Consider the following 18,041-nt stretch of genomic DNA (forward strand, 5'->3'; position numbering starts at 1 on the left):
CCCCCTATATCTCCCTATTCAATTTCTAATAATACATCTCCTTCATTTACAAAATCGCCTTCTTGCACATTAATTTTCATAACTGTGCCAGCTTCTTCTGAAATGATTGGAATTTCCATTTTCATAGATTCCAAAATGACGACATCCTGCTCTTCCTCTACTGTATCTCCTACTCCTACAACAATCTTCCAAACGTTTCCTGCCATCGATGCGTATACTTTCGTCATCATTTTTTCCCCCTTAATATTGTTAAATCTTATTTTTTAACGAGTTGTTTCGTTACAAAGCCTGTTGTATAAATACCCTCTTTGAACACTTCGTCTTCCAAAACTTGCAGTAGCATTGGTGTGTTCGTTTTAATACCTTCTACTTTTAATTCCTCTAGAGCATCATGTAATTTTGAAATTGCTTCTTCACGAGTCTCGCCATGTGCAATGACTTTCGCAATCATTGGATCATAGAAAGGTGTAATCGTTACATGATTTTCTAAGAAGTGATCAATCCGTACATTTGACGGTAATGTTAAATCTGTAATTTTCCCAGGTGACGGGAAGAATGTTTTCGGATCCTCTGCATAAATACGAGCTTCAATGGCATGACCACTACGTTTTACATCATCCTGAGTAAATGATAGTTTCTCTCCACTTGCAATCAGAAGTTGTTGTTCTACAAGGTCTAATCCCGTAATTTCTTCTGTCACTGGATGCTCTACTTGTAATCTCGTATTCATCTCTAAGAAATAGAAGTTCTTCTGATCATCTACAAGAAACTCAACTGTACCTGCATTTGTATAACCAAGTGCTTTGGCAGCTTGTACAGCAACTTCCCCCATCGCCTTTCGTGTACCTTCATCTAAAAATGGTGAAGGTGCTTCTTCGATTACTTTTTGATTTCGGCGCTGTACCGAACATTCACGCTCCCATAAATACACTGTGTTACCATGTGTATCTGCTAAAAGCTGAATTTCAATATGATGCGCGTCTGCTATATATCGCTCTAAATACATTTCTCCGTTACCGAAGAAGTTTTGCGCTCTTGTTTTATTACTTTCAAACGCTTTGGTGAGCGTTTGCTCAGTTTCCATCAACTGCATACCAATGCCTCCACCGCCTGCGGATGCCTTAAGCATTAATGGATAACCAATTTGTTTTGCAATTTCAATTGCTTCTTCAGCAGTTTCAATATTTGTAGTAATACCTGGGACTACTGGGACATCTGCTGCTTGCATTGCGATACGTGATTCGATTTTACTTCCCATCTTCGTAATGATTTCTTCTGAAGGACCGATAAATACGATTCCTTCTTCTTTGCAGCGAACCGGAAAAGACGGATTCTCTGATAATAAACCATAACCCGGATGAATTGCTTCTGTATTTGTCTTCTTAGCTATTTCAATAATTTTTTCAAGGTTTAAATAGCTTTCTTGGACACGCGGTCCACCTACTAAGTAAGCTTCATTTGCCATTTTCACATGAAGGGCATTTTCATCTGCTTCAGAATAAATAGCAACAGTGCGAATGCCAAGTTTTTGACAAGTTTTCATAATACGAACTGCGATTTCTCCGCGATTTGCAATTAATATTTTTTGAAACATAGTGATTCCTCCCTTTTATCTACATCCTAAATGTCTAGCAATTACGAGACGTTGAATTTCAGAAGTTCCTTCACCAATTTCTAATAGTTTCGCATCACGAATATGTCGTTCAACTTCATATTCACGCATATAACCATATCCACCATGAATCTGTACTGCTTGATTCGCAATACGGCTTGCTGCTTCCGATGCAAATAGTTTTGCCATTGCCGCTTCTTTGCCGAAAGGTTTATCATTATCTTTTAACCAAGCTGCTTTATGTACTAAATTGCGTGCTAGCTCTACTTCAGTCGCCATATCAGCTAATTTAAATTGAATCGCTTGGAAATTAGAGATTGACTTTCCAAATTGTTGACGTTCTTTCGCATATTGCAATGCACGTTCAAAGGCTGATTGCGCAATACCAACTGCCAATGCTGCGATTGAAATACGTCCTCCATCAAGTGTATATAAAAATTGTTTAAAACCTTTATTTACATCACCAAGAATATTTTCTTTCGGTACACGAACACCATCAAGTACGATTTCACAAGTATTAGAAGCGCGAACGCCCATTTTATCGTAAGGACTAGAAATCGTTAATCCTTCACTCGTAGTAGGTACGATAAATGCTGAAATGCGTTTTCTACCATTCTCTTCAACACCGTTGACAGCGGTTACAATAATGGTATTTGCATACTCTGCGTTTGTAATCCAACACTTCTCACCACTGATTACATACTCATCGCCATCTAGTACCGCTTTCGTTTGAGTACCACCTGCATCTGATCCAGCATTCGGCTCCGTTAATCCGAAGGCACCTAATGTTTTACCTGACGCCATTGGAACTAAATACTTTTGTTTTTGTTCTTCTGTACCGAAATAATAAATTGGAGAAGCACCTAATGAAATTGTTGCAGCATAGCTTAAACCAGTGCCACCACAAGCGCGACCAATTTCTTCAACTGCTAACGCATACGATACAGTATCGCCACCTGAACCTCCATACTCTTCTGGGAATGGGATGCCTAATAATCCTAGTTCGCCCATTTTTTGAAATGTTTCATATGGAAACTCTGCAGTTTTGTCATAATATACAGCTTTCGGTGCGATTTCCTTTTCAGCAAAGTCACGTACCATTTCTTTAATCATTTGTTTTTCGCGAGTTAGAGTAAATTCCATTCCGCTACACACCCCTTATCGAATATTGAGTTTCGACAGCGTGCGAGTTTCTACTACAAACATAACAACTTAAAAGACAAGAATATTAGTTAGACAATTGCTATAATTCTGTCATAACTTAATTTTAAAACAGATTCTGTACTAATGCACAAAAAAATTCCTACATTGTTCTACAACAACATAGGAGATTTTGTGTCGAATTATGTAATTTATTGTTTAATAATCTCTACCTTTTCCCGAATCAGAAATTTCTACTAATGCTTCAGGGTATGGTTCGAAATACGTTTGTCTTAATAAATACTTTTCATCAAATCGAATGGCCCATGATTTTAAAATTGTAAGTAAACTACTAAGTGGTATTTTCTTTTCTGCATACTTTTGTAACAGTTCTATAAAATGATCTTTTTCTTGTTTTTTTAGCTTTGTTTTAAAGTATCCAAAAATGTGCTCGCATACATTTACATTCGATGTATAGCGGGGGGTGCGCATAAATAATTCATATAAAGTCTTCTCATAGTTTTCAAATACAACTTCAATCTTTTCATTTTTTTGATTTGCAATTATACGCCCTAATTCCTTTTGTTTCACTTGATTGTATGCCATAAATAAATATTTATTGTCCGACTGAAACGATACAAGGTCTTTCATATTTTTATTATGTTTAATCATTTTGTAATATGCGATTGTAAATAACCTTGTAAAGAAATGCTCTCTAATAATAAAATTCGACAATCTACCTTCCTCTTCAATAGGAAGATGCGAAAATTTTTTTACTACTGCTCCGCCAAATAAGCCTGATCCTTTTCCCTTTGCTGGCGCTTTTTCAAAACCAGAATAAATTTTCACATCACGCGTACCACAACTTGGCGAACGATTCTTTAAAATAAAACCATCCACATCCGATATCGTTTGTAAAAAGTCATTTGAAAACCGCTCCATTTTTTCAGTTACATCTTCTCGTGTCGACGGTTGCACAAGTCTGTTCTCACCATTTTCTTCTACAATTCGTATCGTTTCACGAGGAGTTCCCAATCCAATCTCCACTTCTGGACAAACAGGTATAAATGTAACAAATGGCTGCAAATTTCGTATTGTTACATCTGGAATCATCTCTCCATTATATCGACAAGCATCAAATTCTAAACATTTACTTACGACGATTGTAGGTTTTGCAAATTGTCGCATCTCATTACCTCCTTAGTGCTAGTCCGTATACTATAAATTGTACTAAGATTAACATTTTAAGCAAAGTTTGATTCATTTATTTTTATGAGAAATATATATCCAATAATATATTAACAATCATTCAACTCTATTTTCAATAAATGTGCGCCCTATTATACTGGTTTAGATATTGTGAAATGAATAATACACAGATGCTCCGGAGAAATTAATGATTAAGAAAGGAGGGAATTGTTATGAAAAAGAAATTATCATCTATTTTAAGTGTTTTAGCACTCTCTATTATGTTTTTAGGTACATCTGCGCAAGCTGAATACGATGGAAATAATATGAATAGAGTGAATAACACTGATATTTCAACTCGAGTAAATGACAATAATTTAGACAGAGTTAATAATGATGTAAGAACTCGAAATGTAAATACAACAAATGATTTAAATGATAATCGTGATAGAAATAATAATTGGGCTTGGCTTGGTTTATTAGGACTAGCAGGATTATTAGGTCTTAGAAGAAGAGACAAAGAAACACGCTGATTTAGAATGTTTTTAATAAACAAGTACTTATTTATCAAAAATATATAACGAAAATAAATCGCCTTTTTAAAGGCGATTTATTTTTACTTAAAAAGTAATGTATGTAATTCACACTTCGACGATTAAATTCGTGGAGTTAATCCATACAATATAAATTGAATCGTATTTTCAATTTCTGCTTCATCATTCCATTTTTCTTCAGGCAATAATAAAAATCGTGTTAATAATAAACCTAATACAGCTGATAAAGTAAGACGTAGTACGGAAGATGGTGGTATCTCAATAATCTCTCCTTCTTCTTGAAATTTCACAATCAACTTTTTGAAATGTGAAAACAGTTCTGTTTCTACTAATTGCTGTATTTCATTTTTTAGTTCTGGTTGAAATGGTACTTCTTGAATTAATATTTTTATCATAGGAAAGTGTTTTTGAGCAAATTTAAATCTATTATGAATTACAACCCTTAAAAGTCCTTCATACGATTCATACTCTGATTTAAATATTTCTTTTGCAAAGGTTTGTACGAAAAATGGTGCAGCGAACTTAGTTAAAGTTGGCATTACGACCGCTAATAATAAATCTTTTTTCGTCTTATAGTAGCGGAAGATGGTTCCTTCCGCTACACCAGCACGCTTTGCAATTTCACTTGTTGAAGTTGAAGCGTATCCTTTTTCTCCAAACATATCAACAGCCGCCTCTAATATTCGCATTTGACGTTCATTTCGTTTATCCGTATTAGTTGCAGCTATTAATTCCTCCAGCCAATCCTTCTGCATTTATAAAGCTCCTTTTTGTCATTATTATATTTTGCGATGTTTCTTTAAAGCAAATACATTTCCTACTGCAAATAATAGTGAAAAAAGTAATAACACAGTAAGATCTAATGCAATCTCTGTAAACCCTTGATTCCGAATCATCACTTGTCTCATTGCGTCAGCGCCGTATGTGAGTGGAAATGCTTTCCCTAACATTTGGAGCCACTTATTCATAGATTCCATTGGAAACAATCCAGAAAAGAAGATTTGTGGCACTATAACAAGCGGTATAAATTGAATCATTTGAAATTCATTATTTGCGTATGCCGATAAAAACGTACCTAATGTTAGTGCAGTTAAAGAGAGCATACATGTAATAAGTAGCGTTAGCCATATGGAGCCAGCTACGTATAAATCTAAAATATAAACGGAAAAGCTTACGATAATAATGGATTGTATAAAGGCAAAGATTCCAAAACCAATAATATAACCTGCGACTATTTCCCATCTTCTTACTGGGGTGGATAATAACCTTTCTAGCGTACCACTTAAACGTTCTCTTACGAAAGATACACCTGATAATATAAATACAAAGAAAAATGTAAAGAAACCAATTAATACAGGACCAAGCCCATCAAACATCGTAAAGTCTTTAGAGCCATGTAAATAATTTACTTCAGGTTTCATAATCGATACATCATTCTTCTCTGTGCTTTTTTGCAATACTTGAAGTACAGCACGATTTTTTGACGAATCACTACCTTCCAACAGAAGTTTCATTTTTCCATTCTCTATACGAAATACTGCATCTACTTTTTGTTTTTCCAACTCAGAAATCGCCTTTTCCTTACTGTATTCATAAATTGACGCTTCTTGATTTTTCATCATTTTTACTATTTGAGCGGGCATATCAACAACAGCAATTTGCGGTATATAGTCTTTCTGTGTAAACACTAGTGACAAAAGCCAAAGTAATAACATCGGTGCTCCAAACATCATTGCTAACGAACGCTTATCTCGAAAAAATTGACGAATAATACGTATAATTACACCAGTAACTCTCATGATGGCACCACCTCTTCTAGCAAAAAGACATCTTCAATCCGTCCAGATGACACGCGTTTTTTCAATTCTTCAGTTGTTCCAACCGCAACTAGTTTCCCTTCTCTAATTAACCCTAGACGCTCACAAAATTCAGCTTCATCCATAATGTGCGTCGTTACAATAATCGTTGTGCCTTTCTTTTTAAGATCATAAAATTTTTCCCAAATCGTTTTTCTAAGAAGCGGATCTATCCCCACTGTAGGCTCATCTAAAATTAATATTTCTGGTTCGTGAAGGAGCGCTATTGCTAATGATAAGCGTTTTTTCATTCCACCTGAAAATTGTTGTACTTGCTTTTTCATATACTGAGACAATTGTACAAGTTCAAAAACCTCTGCAATTCTTGTCTTTTTACGTTTTCCCTTTAGTCCATACATCGTTGCTATAAAATCTGCATTTTCATATGCTGACAATTCTTCGTATAATGCATCCGCCTGAGCCATATAACCAATTCTTTTCATTTCATTTAAATTAGGCATATTAGTATTATTAACAAGCACTTCACCTTTCGTTGCCTCATTAATACCTGCAATCATTTTAATGAGCGTTGTTTTCCCCGATCCAGAAGGTCCAACAAAACCAAAAATTTCTGCTTTTTCAACTTGCAATGAAAGATTGTGTAACACTTCTTTTTTTCCAAAACTTTTTGATACAGTCCGTAAAATAATTGAAGGTTGTTGCACGTTCCATCCTCCTTTTCCAATAAAATGAGTGAGTACTCACTTTTATTTTACCCTTGCTTAATTATATGTCAAACTTCATTGATTAGTATGTATGTTCAATCAACGATATTAAACAATGAAACAGAGTCGACATTAGAATTTCATTTCCTAAAGTCGACTCTGTTTCATTTAAACTATAAATTTCACTTTACGTTTTTAAATTCATATACTTCCGAATTCTAGCAACATCTAAAGAATATTCAATAACTAATTGCTGTAACGGTAAAATAACTGTGTCAGGATATAAATGTGCATATTGTAATGTTTCTGCATATTTTTCTAACCTTTTTTCTAAATACTTTATTATTTGATCAGGATGACTTACTAATAAACATTTACAATAATAATGTATTTGTTCCTCAATCGCCGTGTATTCTTCAATTTCATATTCTTTATGCATGTGTACACCCCTTTAAGTTTTTTACATGAATTACTTATCACAATTTTCACTCGACAAATTTTAAGTTTTTTGATTATTTACACTATAACAAACAATCAGGGTCAAATTTTGTTACTTTATGTAACGTAGAAAATTTTTAACAAAATTGTAATGTTAACTCCTGCAAAATACATAAAATCTCTTTACTCACTTTTGCATAAAAAAATCGTACAGCTTAATTTAACTGCACGACTACAATCTCTGGCCTATTCAAAATTCTTTGCGGAATGATACTATTTCCTAATCCTCTACTCACTACCATTGATGTATTTTGTTCTACATATAAACCTGCTGTATATTTAGGTAAAACACCTTGATTTGGAGCAACTAATCCACCGATAAATGGCAATCTAACTTGCCCTCCATGAGCATGTCCCGATAAAACCAAATCCAACCTCTCATTCGTATATTCCTTTATAAATTCAGGCCTATGGGATAATAATACATTATATCTATCTGGCTGCATTTCAATTTTTGCTTTTTTAATTTCATCTATTATAATATTTCCTTCATCACGGTTTCCAGTAACAAACTCTGGATCATCAATACCTAGCAAGTTTATTTCTTGCTCACCCTTTCGAATGCCTACATGTTCATTCCTTAAAACATTGACACCATATTTCTTCAACTCTTTTTCTAAACTGTTATACTTTCCAGACCATTGTTCATGGTTTCCTGTCACAAAATATACAGGATACTTCTTTACCATTTTTTGTATTAATTGCATACTCACTTCTGCATCGTATGATTTACTGTCAATTAAATCACCCGTAATCGCAATAATATCTGGGTCTATACTTTTTATTTTTTGAATTAACACATCTTGATTATCGCCAAATTTTTTATTGTGTAAGTCTGAAATTTGTAGAATTTTATACCCTTTAAAAGAGGATGGTATTTTACTAGAGGTTATTTTAACCTCAGTTATACTTATTAAATTGTTCTGTAAATATAAAAAGATTGTAAAACCTACTAATATACAAATAATCATTACAATTCTATTAATTTTCTTTTTCATATTTTCTCCTTTACATTCTCATCAAACACTTCTATATGCTAACTGAATTATATTATACTTTCTTGGAATTTATTTAAATTAATAAAATAATGCAGTACATGAAATTTCGTATGAGATATGTCATATATATTCGTTATATTTTTACTTTTACCTTTTTAATAATAAGAATACAAAAACGACTCTTATCACAAGAAAAGAGTCGTTTTCTAACTTTATACTTTTAATACTTTCATGTTAAAAATGCGAAAACTAAAATACTATTTAAGAGCCTTAACTATAACTTTAGTTGCCTCTGCAATGAGTTGATTATCATAGGTTGCCTCTTTCTCATCTTTACTAGATAAAATTGCGATGATAATTGGTGCTCTATTTGGAGGCCAAACGATAGCAATATCATTTCTTGTCCCGTAACTACCAGCACCTGATTTATCTCCAACTACCCATTCAGTTGGTACGCCTGCACGAATAAGTTTGTCCCCTGTAGCATTTCCTTTCATCCACTCTGTAAGAATTTTACGTTTTTCAGCTGGAAGTGCATTTCCGACCGTAAAAGCTTTAAGATTCGTAGCAATAGCTTTCGCTGTACTAGTGTCACGAATGTCTCCTGGAATAGCTTCGTTTAATTCTGTTTCAAAGCGATCAGACATAGTAATCCGATCCCCCATATGCCTAAGCGCTTTTTCATATCCTTTCGGTCCTCCTATTTTATTAAATAAAATGTTCCCTGCAGTATTATCGCTTGAACGAACAGCAGCCTCAGCAATTTCTCCTAGTTTCATTCCAGTATCTACATGTTTCTCTGTAACAGGTGAATAATCCACTAAGTCTTCTTTCGTAAATGTGATTACTTCATTTAATGTATCAATTGAGTTTTGCTGTAGTAATACTCCTGCTGCTAAAGCCTTGTAGGTTGATGCGAAGGCAAATCTTTCGTTAGATCGATAAGAGATTGTTTGATTTGTACCAGTATCAATCGCATATACACCTACTCGAGCATCAAATTTTTTCTCAAGTTGTGAGAACTCTTTATGCGTCGCCTGATTTTTATGTTTCACTTGTCCAGTCTTTTCTTTCGCTTCAACTTGCAGTGCCCCTCCTGTAAAAGCTTCTAGGCTTGTAATACTTAAACCTAATATACCAACGCATATTCCTATTTTTAGCATCCTCTTATTTTTCAAAATCATCATTCCTTCCAAATTTTTAGCACCTTTTTATACGTACACATAATAGACAATCACCGAACCAAATTTGTTCCACAAACTAAAAAAATTATAGCTAGTATGAGAGTTATTAACAAAATAAGAGATAGTAGCTACGACGCCTCTATCTCTTATTTCATATTTCATTTTTTTACTTATAAATGGCTTTATATGAACAGGGTCTCTTCCCTGAGAAAAGTACTCTAATTTTGCTTAGAACTACCTGTACTAGTAGCTTCACCATGTATACGTTGCTGTTTCAAATCAAAGTATACATCTAATACTTCCTTTCCAATTATAGAATTAATTCCATTTTTATCATCATGAAGCCATGGAACTACTACGGAAAATGCTACTTCTGGATTATCATATGGAGCATATCCAACTAACGTTAAGTTGTAACATTCCATACGTTCTCCTTTTGCATTTCTACCAATCGGGTCATCTCCACCATATACAGTTTGGGCTGTTCCTGTCTTTCCTGCTGGTTTATATGGCGCGTTTTTGAAATATTTCACGCCAGTTCCATCACCTTCTTGGAATACCCATCTAAACCCTTCTTTTATTCGATCAATATGTTCTTTCTTCATATCAATTCGATTTAATACGACAGGCTCTATGGAACGTATAACTTTGCCAACCTCTTCTTTTATTGATTGTTCTCGTATTTCTTGTACAATTTGAGGTTGCATTCTATAACCACCATTCGCAATCGTTGAAATATATTGCGCTAATTGCAACGGCGTATACGTATCATACTGACCGATAGAAAAATCTAGTAAAAACCCAGGTTGACTATCTACTTTTCTCGTTTGTCCAATTATTTCATTCGGTAAATCAATACCTGTTGGGACACCTAAACCAAATTGCTTGAAATAATAGCGCATCGTATCAAATGCTCCTTGTTTAATATCCAATGAGCCATTTGGTACGTAATTGACTCCCGCAATTTTTAAAGCTGTTTGGAACATGTATACATTCGAAGATACTTGTAAAGCCCGTAAATCATTAATATTACCAAATCCGGATACATTCCACGATTTCTTAGCTTGTGTACCTTTAAATTTCATCGGCGCGTCATAAAATTGATCTCCTGGATGTATTGCCCCTGTCTCATATCCAGTTAATAAAGTAGCACCTTTTACAGCTGACCCTAGCTCATACGAAGTTGTCATGTTACCTAATGCCAAATCCTCAACCTCTATTCTTCCTTCTTTTTCTACAATCTTTTTGCCTGCCATTGATAAAATTTGTCCGTTATTTGGATTCGTCATGACAACAAAAGCTCGATCGAGCAGTGGCTCTGAACTCTTAAAAGCTCTCAAGTTTTTCTCTATACTTTCTTCCACTTTCTTTTGTAATTCCATATCAATCGTTAATGTTAAACTATTACCACTTTTTCCTTTAGAGATTATTTCTGTGCTAACAATGTTTCCTGATTTATCAGTAATATTTTTCACTTCTTCTTTTGTGCCGTGTAATACATCTTCATATCGTTGTTCAATATAACTTTTTCCAACACGATCATTACGGTTATATCCACGTACTAAATAAGAATCTAAATTTTCTTTCGGTAATCCTTCTTCACTACTCGTAATATTTCCTAATACAGAACGAAATAAATTACCATTTACATAATTACGTTCCCAATCAACAGTTGCATCTACTCCTGGAAAATTCGCAAGGTTTTCACTTATCCGCGCATACTCTTCATCTGTTACATCTTTTTTAATAATTTGTGGTGTTAGTTGATAACCTGAACTCATTTTACTTTTAATAGCTAACACCTTTAAATCTTGTGCTGTTAATTCTGCTAATTCTACCTCTGTAACACGACCTCGTCTTAAGTCTTCTATTTTTTTATCTAACTCTTTTCCCTCTATACCCTTTTCTTTAAACTTTTCTATATCTTTCTTAGTAATCTTTGTCTCCGCACGTTTCAAATTCAACTGCATCCAAAAATCTTTTTTATCGATATCTGTTAATTTATTTATATCTTGTTCAGGCATTTCAAGTACTTTCGCCAAGTCTTTTGCTGTTTTTAAAATATCTTCACTCGTAATTCCCTTCACCCTTGTATACGTAATTGTGCGAAGAGATTTATTATTAACAACTGTTTTCCCTTCTCGATCTAAAATTTGTCCACGTGGAACTGGAATACTAGTTATTGCATTTTGACTACTTTCCACTTGGTTCTTATAAGCCTCTCCCTCAACGATTTGTACCTTTCCTAGCTGCATAATAATAGCTGAGAATAGTACAAATATGCAAAGGAACATTATATTTAATCGAATAGATATATATGTCTTCTGCTTCTTGCCTTTTTGTCCTTTCATAAATCCTCCATTTAATCCTTTCAGGAATTGCTACAAATACTAAAAGCATTCCTTATATATTAGATACCGATAATCGGTTATAAATATCGCCTCAATTTTTTGCTTAATCCTTGTAAGCAACCATTCCTTTTCGTTTAGCTACGGAATTAATAACTCTCCCTTCTTGTTTTCTCTCTATTTTTTTTGCCACTTGCATTAGAAGTGCTAAACTGTATAATAACTCTTATTAAACTTACATATAAACTTGCTAGTAAATTTTCATGCTAATTATTCCTTTCTTCATGCTGTAATACTTAATAGACAACCTAAACAATAAAGTTGTTCCACATTTACAAAAAAAATAATTAAATATAAGATGAAATAGGCTACATAAGGGAGGGTTATATGTTACATACAAGAAGATGGAGATTTTTTGCGGTTCTTTCTATTGTAGGTTTGATTTTACTAATTTTATTAAAAATCAACTTCATTTCAATTACTATCGCAACTTCTTCAGCTGAAAGAGGAAAGATTTTTGATAAAAATGGTGTAATGCTAGCTACAAATAAGAAAGTTAAGTCTCTATATTGCACTTCTAATGATGAAAAGCTATCGAAACAAGATACATCAAACACATTAGCTTTTTTTAACCAATTTTCAAGCGAGTTTCAACATGATATTTCTACAGAGAACATAAAATCTCAATTGCAACAATCTTGTAAAAAGAAGACTATGAATGATATACCGTTATACTCTGATATAAATGAGAATGAACTTGCATTCATAAACAAAAACAAACCCAATAATGTAATAATTAAAGATGAATGGATTCGATATTACCCTAAACACGAAATTGGTTCACAAGTAATTGGGTATGTAGAAAATGACCTTAAGTCCAAGCATATGGCTGTTGGAAAAAGCGGGATTGAGCTGCAATATGAAAATGATTTAAAAGGAAAACCAGGCAAAACTCTTATTTTTAAATTGAATAATAAAAAGTTCTTATGGAACATTCAAAAAGTACAAAAAGGAAAAGATGTGCGGCTAGCTTTAGACTCTGAGTTGCAGCAAAAGGCAGAAGAAGCATTAAAATCTCAAATTAAGAAAACACCTGATGCTAAAGCTGGTTATGCTATAGTGAGCGATGCAAAAACTGGCGCAATTTTAACTATGGCCAACTCGGTAGCTTTTAATCCAAATATATTAAATACACATGTATCTTCTAGAAAAGAAAACATTAAATCTCTTTCGCAAAATAAAGCAATTCAAAAATTAAAGTATGGTGAATCTTATGTAAATATGGCTTCTACTATAAAACCACTCACTATTTTAATTGGATTAAATGAAAAGCTTTTCCAACCAGAAGATACTTATTTAGATAAAGGTACTTTTCAGTATGATAATCAAAATAACATTACGAATGCGCCTGGAACACCAACAGGGGAGATTACACCGAGGCAGGCTATCATTAATTCATCTAACACATTTATGACAGCAAAAGTAGCTCTGCCCTTATTCAACCAAAATAATGGAAATATAGAAAAAGTGGCACATATATGGACAGATTATTTAATGCAATTCGGCCTACGTTCTAAAACTGGGATTGATTTACCCTTTGAAGAAGACGGACAATATGAATTCCATCCATCTAATAAATTTGAAAATGGGATTTCAGCTTTATTAAATGCCTCTTGGGGAGGAAATGAAGTGCATACTCCTCTTCAACTCGCTCAATATGCAGCAACTTTGGCAAGTAAAGGCGACAAATATAAACCTCAAATCGTAAGTGCGATTATTGGTCAAGATGGTAAGGAAACCAAAAAGTTTAAACCCATTTTAGAAAGTTCAAATCGTTACCCGATGAACTTTTGGAGTGTCGTGCAAGGTGGGATGAGTCAAAATATAGAGGAAATTAAAAAGTTACCCTTTGACGTCGCAGGTAAAACAGGTATTACAGGTTTTCCAAATGAGCAAGCAAGAATGATAAATCACTCTCTTTTCATTGCATATGCTCCTACGGAAGATCCACAAATTGCCGTTTCTGTCGTTATCCCTGGTAGTAATTCAGAAAAAAACATTGCCGCTCTCGTTACATCAGAAATTTTAGAGTACTGGAATACTCTTCAAAACGAAAATAAAAATAAAGAGGAAGGTTCACTTTAATGAACCTTCCTCTTTTACCATATAGAATCTATATTTATTATTTTCCATATACCTTCATTATTCTTTTCGAACATAAATGAATATTTAATATCAGTTAAAACATACTCTTTCTGTACATATCCAGTATTACCGTTAATTGTAGATATTTTTATATATCCATTATTCTGTACTTTTTCTGGAATCCAAGCTTTTACCATTTCATTAGATACTTCATATAAAACTTGTGATTCTCGCTTTGGTTCAGCTAAAATTTTCGTTTTATTTCCAGTAACAGTTGCATATATAAAATGCGCTTGGTTTGGTTGGTTACTTTCTGTCAATCCACTTGGTACTTTATATACTTGCTTTGTATCTTTTGCAAACTCTCCTCCCATTGTAAGGGCGACTTGCAACTCATGAAAGATATCTTCATCAAACTTCAGTTCATCCTTCCTATAACTCTTTCCTTTAAATAGAACTTCATCATTTAACGCTTTGTACAAGTTATTTTCATTTTTTGAGTTCGTACTTTGATATAGTTCATTCATAAATTGTTTTAATGATGGATCTTGAGCAGACTCATCTTTTGTTTTAGGCTTAATTTGAGTACTACTTTGTACCGGTGATTTATTATCATCAAGCCAAGGTTGTTGAACAATGAAAAATAACATTGTACAAACCAAAACAACTACAATAGGTAATGCTTTTTTACGAAATGGTCTTTTATGTTTTTCAAAATCCACTTCATTATTTTCATATATAGACTGCTTTATTTTAGAAATAAATTCTTCTTCATCTTTACGATTCTCCATTGGGCCTTTTTTTATTTTTCTATACCAGTCAGGATTTTGTTTATTGTTCATCACTACTACCCTCCCCTATTAATTTTGAAACCTTACTTCTCGCTCTACTTAATCTCGATTTTACAGTTCCAATGGATACTCCTAATGTTTCAGCCATTTCTTCATAAGATAATTCATATTTTGCATCCAATATAATTATTTCACGGTGCTTTTTAGGTAGTTCTAATACCACCTTCCACACATCATTCATTTCTTCTTGCTTAAAAAATTCTTGTTCTGCTGACAAGGATTGCTTATCGTCACTAAAAAATCCTATTAAAGATATCCTTTTAAAATAGGAGGATTTCAAATAGTTTATTGCCGTATTTCTTGTGATTTTTAAAATCCACGTTTTAATAGATGACTCCTTTCGAAATGAATTCCAATTTTTAAACACCTTTATAAATACATCTTGCGTGATATCATCTGATAAGTGTGGATCTTTCGTAATAATAAATGAATAATTCCATACATCTTGCCAATAGTCTTTTATAACATAGTCCAGCTCATCATGATTACACTTTTCAATAAACGTCTGTTCCATTTCCACACCTCAAACTTATTTGAATAAACATAAAACTGCCCTCACTTTTTTATTATGGTTTCAATATATAGACAAAATACAAGTTTCATTTGTTCCATTGTTTATCTTTTTTCAGGCAGAATAATACTACTAAAAAACAAGTAAAGCATACAATGATAAAAATCCACTCACAATAATCTATTTTTTGAATTTAACGTAACACTCTACTTGTCCATTTCAATTTGCTATTCCCTTCTATTTACCATTAACAATGTCAACTTTTCTAGAATGACAGCAAAAAAGCATTCTCGATTAGAAAGAATGCTTTTTTGAAATTTAATTGTTCTATATTTCCCCCAATCTATATCTTTGAGTTAAGCAAACATGTAATAAATTTAGTGAAAAATTCACCTTATAATTAAGTATTATTTCTGAAATACATGTTTTATTTTTTCACCTGGAACGTTACTTCCTCCTCTTCCTTTTACATCTTCAATCATCATTGTAACAATCATGTCTGGCGCATTTGCATCGAAAGCTGCGAACCATCCCAGTTCTTTTCCGTCTGCTTCTTTCGACTCTTTCAGTTCTGCTGTACCAGTTTTACCAGCAAGCGTCACACCATCAACCTGTGCAATTCTCCCTGCGCCATCAGGGTCATTAATGACTTTAATTAATGCGCTCTTTAATATCTCTTGATTCTTTTTAGAAACCACATTTTCTTTCCAATTCCCTGCTACTTTTGCTTCTTTTAAAAGATGTGGCGACGGAATATTCCCTTCATTCACAATCGGTGCATATGTTAATGCTAAATGAAGTGGTGTCATTAGTACTTGTCCTTGTCCATAGCCCGTGTCTGCTAGTTGAATATCGTTTTTTATCCCATCTTTTGCAATGATTGAAATAGGAAGTTCGTATTCGATTGGTAATTTTTCATGAAATCCGTACTTTTTAAATTCATTTACATACTGATCTTTTCCCATTTTCAAAGCTTGTTGAGCAAAATAAATATTATCAGAGTACTTCATTGCCTTATCGAAATCAATTGGACTTGCATCCTTTACACGCGTTACATAGTAATTTCCCCAAGACGAATCTTTTGTCCACTTCAATCCTTGAATTTTAAATTCTTCCTTCGGATTTATTGTGTTTGTTTCCAAACCAATTGCACCTGTGATCGTTTTAAATACGGAACCTGGTACAAATGCTTGTGTAAAGCGATTCGTCATTGGTAGTTTCGAGTCGTTACTCCATGCTTCTCGTTGGGCTTTCGATGCTCCTCTAACTATTATATTTGGATTATAAGCAGGGCTACTTACAAGTGCGATTGTTTCACCTGTTTTAGGATTGACCGCTGCACTAGACCCTGCTTCAGTTTTCATCTCATTAAAGATTTTTTCTTGAATTGCAGCATCAATTGTTAACGTAACATTTTCTCCTTCTTTTGCTTCTTTTTTTGCTACGTTTTTAATCTCTTTCCCCTTCTCATCTTCTATAAATACGCGTCCACCCTTTTCACCACGCAATTTATTTTCTAACACTTTCTCTAAACCGGTCTTACCTACTAAATCATCTGCTTGATAACCTTGTTTTTGAAGTGATTTTAACTCCTCCGCATTCACCTTTCCTATGTATCCAGTTAAGTGTGCCGCTGCTTCACCTAATGGATACGTACGAATATTTACTGGGTGAGATGAAACTCCTTCTAATTCAATATAATCATTCTGTCTGGTTCCCTCTTTTAAAATACCAATTAGTACAAAGGAGTCTGGTTTTATCCATTTTGCTGTGAGCTTTTGTTCGACCTCTTCTATAGACATATCAAGTAATTGTGCTACTATTGCTTTCGTTTGCGCTGCTGTTTCGCCTAGTTTCTCTGGAATAATTCCAACCTCAGTCGCTTTACCATTCGTTGCAAGCCCTTTTCCATTTCGATCATATATTTCTCCGCGTTTTCCTTGCTCTATTTGCATACGTACTTTGTAATCTTTTTTCATTCCTGGAAAAATGAAGTCTGGTGTCCAATCTATTTTCCAAGACTCTTTATCTTTCACAAGTTTTGCTTCATGGATGAATGAAACTGATCCTACATCCGTATCCATCTTAACTTCAAAAAGAAAAAGCTCTTTATCTTTCGTATGCTCTCCTTTCATTTTAACTTTTAAATTATTAGCTCCAATCCCCTCATAGATTTTTTGATATTTTTCTGTGAATTCTTTTTTAGAAATTGATTTTTTTTGCATGATCTGATAAATGATCATACATATTTGTAAATTTTCTATCATTCCATAAATTGATATATTCTTCAAATGCTTGTTTTGGCGGTTCGTTTTTATTACATCCTACCAACATAACCGCAAAACAAACGAAAAGCAGCATCCATAATTTTTTCAATTCAATCTTCTCCCTTAGTTAAAAATGATGATTCCTTTCTTAATTTATTTAATAAAAAATGTTCTAACGCTTAATAGACAGTGAAAGTAATGATATTGTTCCATATTTACAAAAA

Annotated in this window: 15 protein-coding genes and 1 pseudogene; 2 read left to right on the forward strand and 14 right to left on the reverse strand. The window is 33.5% G+C overall.

Annotated elements, in window-relative coordinates; translation table 11 throughout:
• Positions 1-14 precede the first annotated feature (14 nt).
• The 4 genes from ACTFR8_RS02095 to ACTFR8_RS02110 all read right to left on the reverse strand — a co-directional run bounded on the left by ACTFR8_RS02095 (position 15) and on the right by ACTFR8_RS02110 (position 3,940).
• Positions 15-230, reverse strand: a complete 216-nt coding sequence (locus ACTFR8_RS02095) for an acetyl-CoA carboxylase biotin carboxyl carrier protein subunit (protein WP_001987345.1) — start codon at positions 228-230, stop codon at positions 15-17.
• Positions 231-256: 26 nt separating this feature from the next.
• The gene (locus ACTFR8_RS02100) at positions 257-1,594 is read right to left on the reverse strand and encodes an acetyl-CoA carboxylase biotin carboxylase subunit (RefSeq protein WP_000486756.1); all 1,338 of its coding nucleotides are present in this window, start codon (positions 1,592-1,594) and stop codon (positions 257-259) included.
• A gap of 15 nt (positions 1,595-1,609) precedes the next feature.
• Positions 1,610-2,755, reverse strand: a complete 1,146-nt coding sequence (locus ACTFR8_RS02105; protein ID WP_000397282.1) for an acyl-CoA dehydrogenase — start codon at positions 2,753-2,755, stop codon at positions 1,610-1,612.
• Positions 2,756-2,971: 216 nt separating this feature from the next.
• Positions 2,972-3,940, reverse strand: coding sequence for a YbgA family protein (locus ACTFR8_RS02110; protein WP_001248647.1), 969 nt, complete (start codon positions 3,938-3,940; stop codon positions 2,972-2,974).
• Between the two features lie 233 nt (positions 3,941-4,173).
• Between ACTFR8_RS02110 and ACTFR8_RS02115 the strand changes: the two genes are divergently transcribed.
• Positions 4,174-4,473, forward strand: coding sequence for a WGxxGxxG family protein (locus tag ACTFR8_RS02115; protein ID WP_000728151.1), 300 nt, complete (start codon positions 4,174-4,176; stop codon positions 4,471-4,473).
• Between the two features lie 122 nt (positions 4,474-4,595).
• Here the strand turns inward: ACTFR8_RS02115 and ACTFR8_RS02120 are convergent, their stop codons facing one another.
• The 7 genes from ACTFR8_RS02120 to ACTFR8_RS02150 all read right to left on the reverse strand — a co-directional run bounded on the left by ACTFR8_RS02120 (position 4,596) and on the right by ACTFR8_RS02150 (position 12,046).
• Complete coding sequence (locus ACTFR8_RS02120; protein ID WP_001168192.1) at positions 4,596-5,249, reverse strand: TetR/AcrR family transcriptional regulator; 654 nt, start codon at positions 5,247-5,249, stop codon at positions 4,596-4,598.
• Between the two features lie 24 nt (positions 5,250-5,273).
• On the reverse strand, positions 5,274-6,293 hold the full coding sequence (locus ACTFR8_RS02125) for an ABC transporter permease (RefSeq protein ID WP_001266717.1): 1,020 nt from the start codon (positions 6,291-6,293) through the stop codon (positions 5,274-5,276).
• On the reverse strand, positions 6,290-7,015 hold the full coding sequence (locus ACTFR8_RS02130; protein WP_001187071.1) for an ABC transporter ATP-binding protein: 726 nt from the start codon (positions 7,013-7,015) through the stop codon (positions 6,290-6,292). Before ACTFR8_RS02130 ends, ACTFR8_RS02125 begins: the two co-directional genes overlap by 4 nt.
• A 187-nt stretch (positions 7,016-7,202) precedes the next feature.
• Entirely contained in the window at positions 7,203-7,454 is a 252-nt protein-coding gene (locus ACTFR8_RS02135; protein WP_000548621.1) for a hypothetical protein, read from the reverse strand.
• Positions 7,455-7,668: 214 nt separating this feature from the next.
• Positions 7,669-8,511: a metallophosphoesterase gene (locus tag ACTFR8_RS02140; protein ID WP_000727186.1), complete on the reverse strand. Its 843-nt coding sequence runs from the start codon at positions 8,509-8,511 to the stop codon at positions 7,669-7,671.
• 257 nt (positions 8,512-8,768) lie between these two features.
• The gene (gene bla, locus ACTFR8_RS02145) at positions 8,769-9,695 is read right to left on the reverse strand and encodes a class A beta-lactamase Bla1 (RefSeq protein ID WP_002098388.1); all 927 of its coding nucleotides are present in this window, start codon (positions 9,693-9,695) and stop codon (positions 8,769-8,771) included.
• 218 nt (positions 9,696-9,913) lie between these two features.
• Complete coding sequence (locus ACTFR8_RS02150; protein WP_000678283.1) at positions 9,914-12,046, reverse strand: peptidoglycan D,D-transpeptidase FtsI family protein; 2,133 nt, start codon at positions 12,044-12,046, stop codon at positions 9,914-9,916.
• 384 nt (positions 12,047-12,430) lie between these two features.
• On the opposite strand from ACTFR8_RS02150, the gene ACTFR8_RS02155 reads away from it, so the two are divergent.
• Complete coding sequence (locus ACTFR8_RS02155; RefSeq protein ID WP_000903423.1) at positions 12,431-14,188, forward strand: peptidoglycan D,D-transpeptidase FtsI family protein; 1,758 nt, start codon at positions 12,431-12,433, stop codon at positions 14,186-14,188.
• Positions 14,189-14,202: 14 nt separating this feature from the next.
• Here ACTFR8_RS02155 and ACTFR8_RS02160 read toward each other — a convergent pair whose 3' ends face one another.
• The 3 genes and pseudogenes from ACTFR8_RS02160 to ACTFR8_RS02170 form a co-directional block, all read right to left on the reverse strand.
• The gene (locus ACTFR8_RS02160; protein WP_001060751.1) at positions 14,203-15,030 is read right to left on the reverse strand and encodes an SH3 domain-containing protein; all 828 of its coding nucleotides are present in this window, start codon (positions 15,028-15,030) and stop codon (positions 14,203-14,205) included.
• On the reverse strand, positions 15,020-15,553 hold the full coding sequence (locus ACTFR8_RS02165; RefSeq protein WP_000438327.1) for an RNA polymerase sigma factor: 534 nt from the start codon (positions 15,551-15,553) through the stop codon (positions 15,020-15,022). Before ACTFR8_RS02165 ends, ACTFR8_RS02160 begins: the two co-directional genes overlap by 11 nt.
• A gap of 404 nt (positions 15,554-15,957) precedes the next feature.
• A pseudogene (locus tag ACTFR8_RS02170) lies at positions 15,958-17,926 on the reverse strand (penicillin-binding transpeptidase domain-containing protein).
• Positions 17,927-18,041: the final 115 nt, after the last annotated feature.

It is taken from the genome of Bacillus cereus group sp. MYBK15-3 (assembly GCF_051916765.1).
GTDB lineage: Bacteria > Bacillota > Bacilli > Bacillales > Bacillaceae_G > Bacillus_A > Bacillus_A cereus.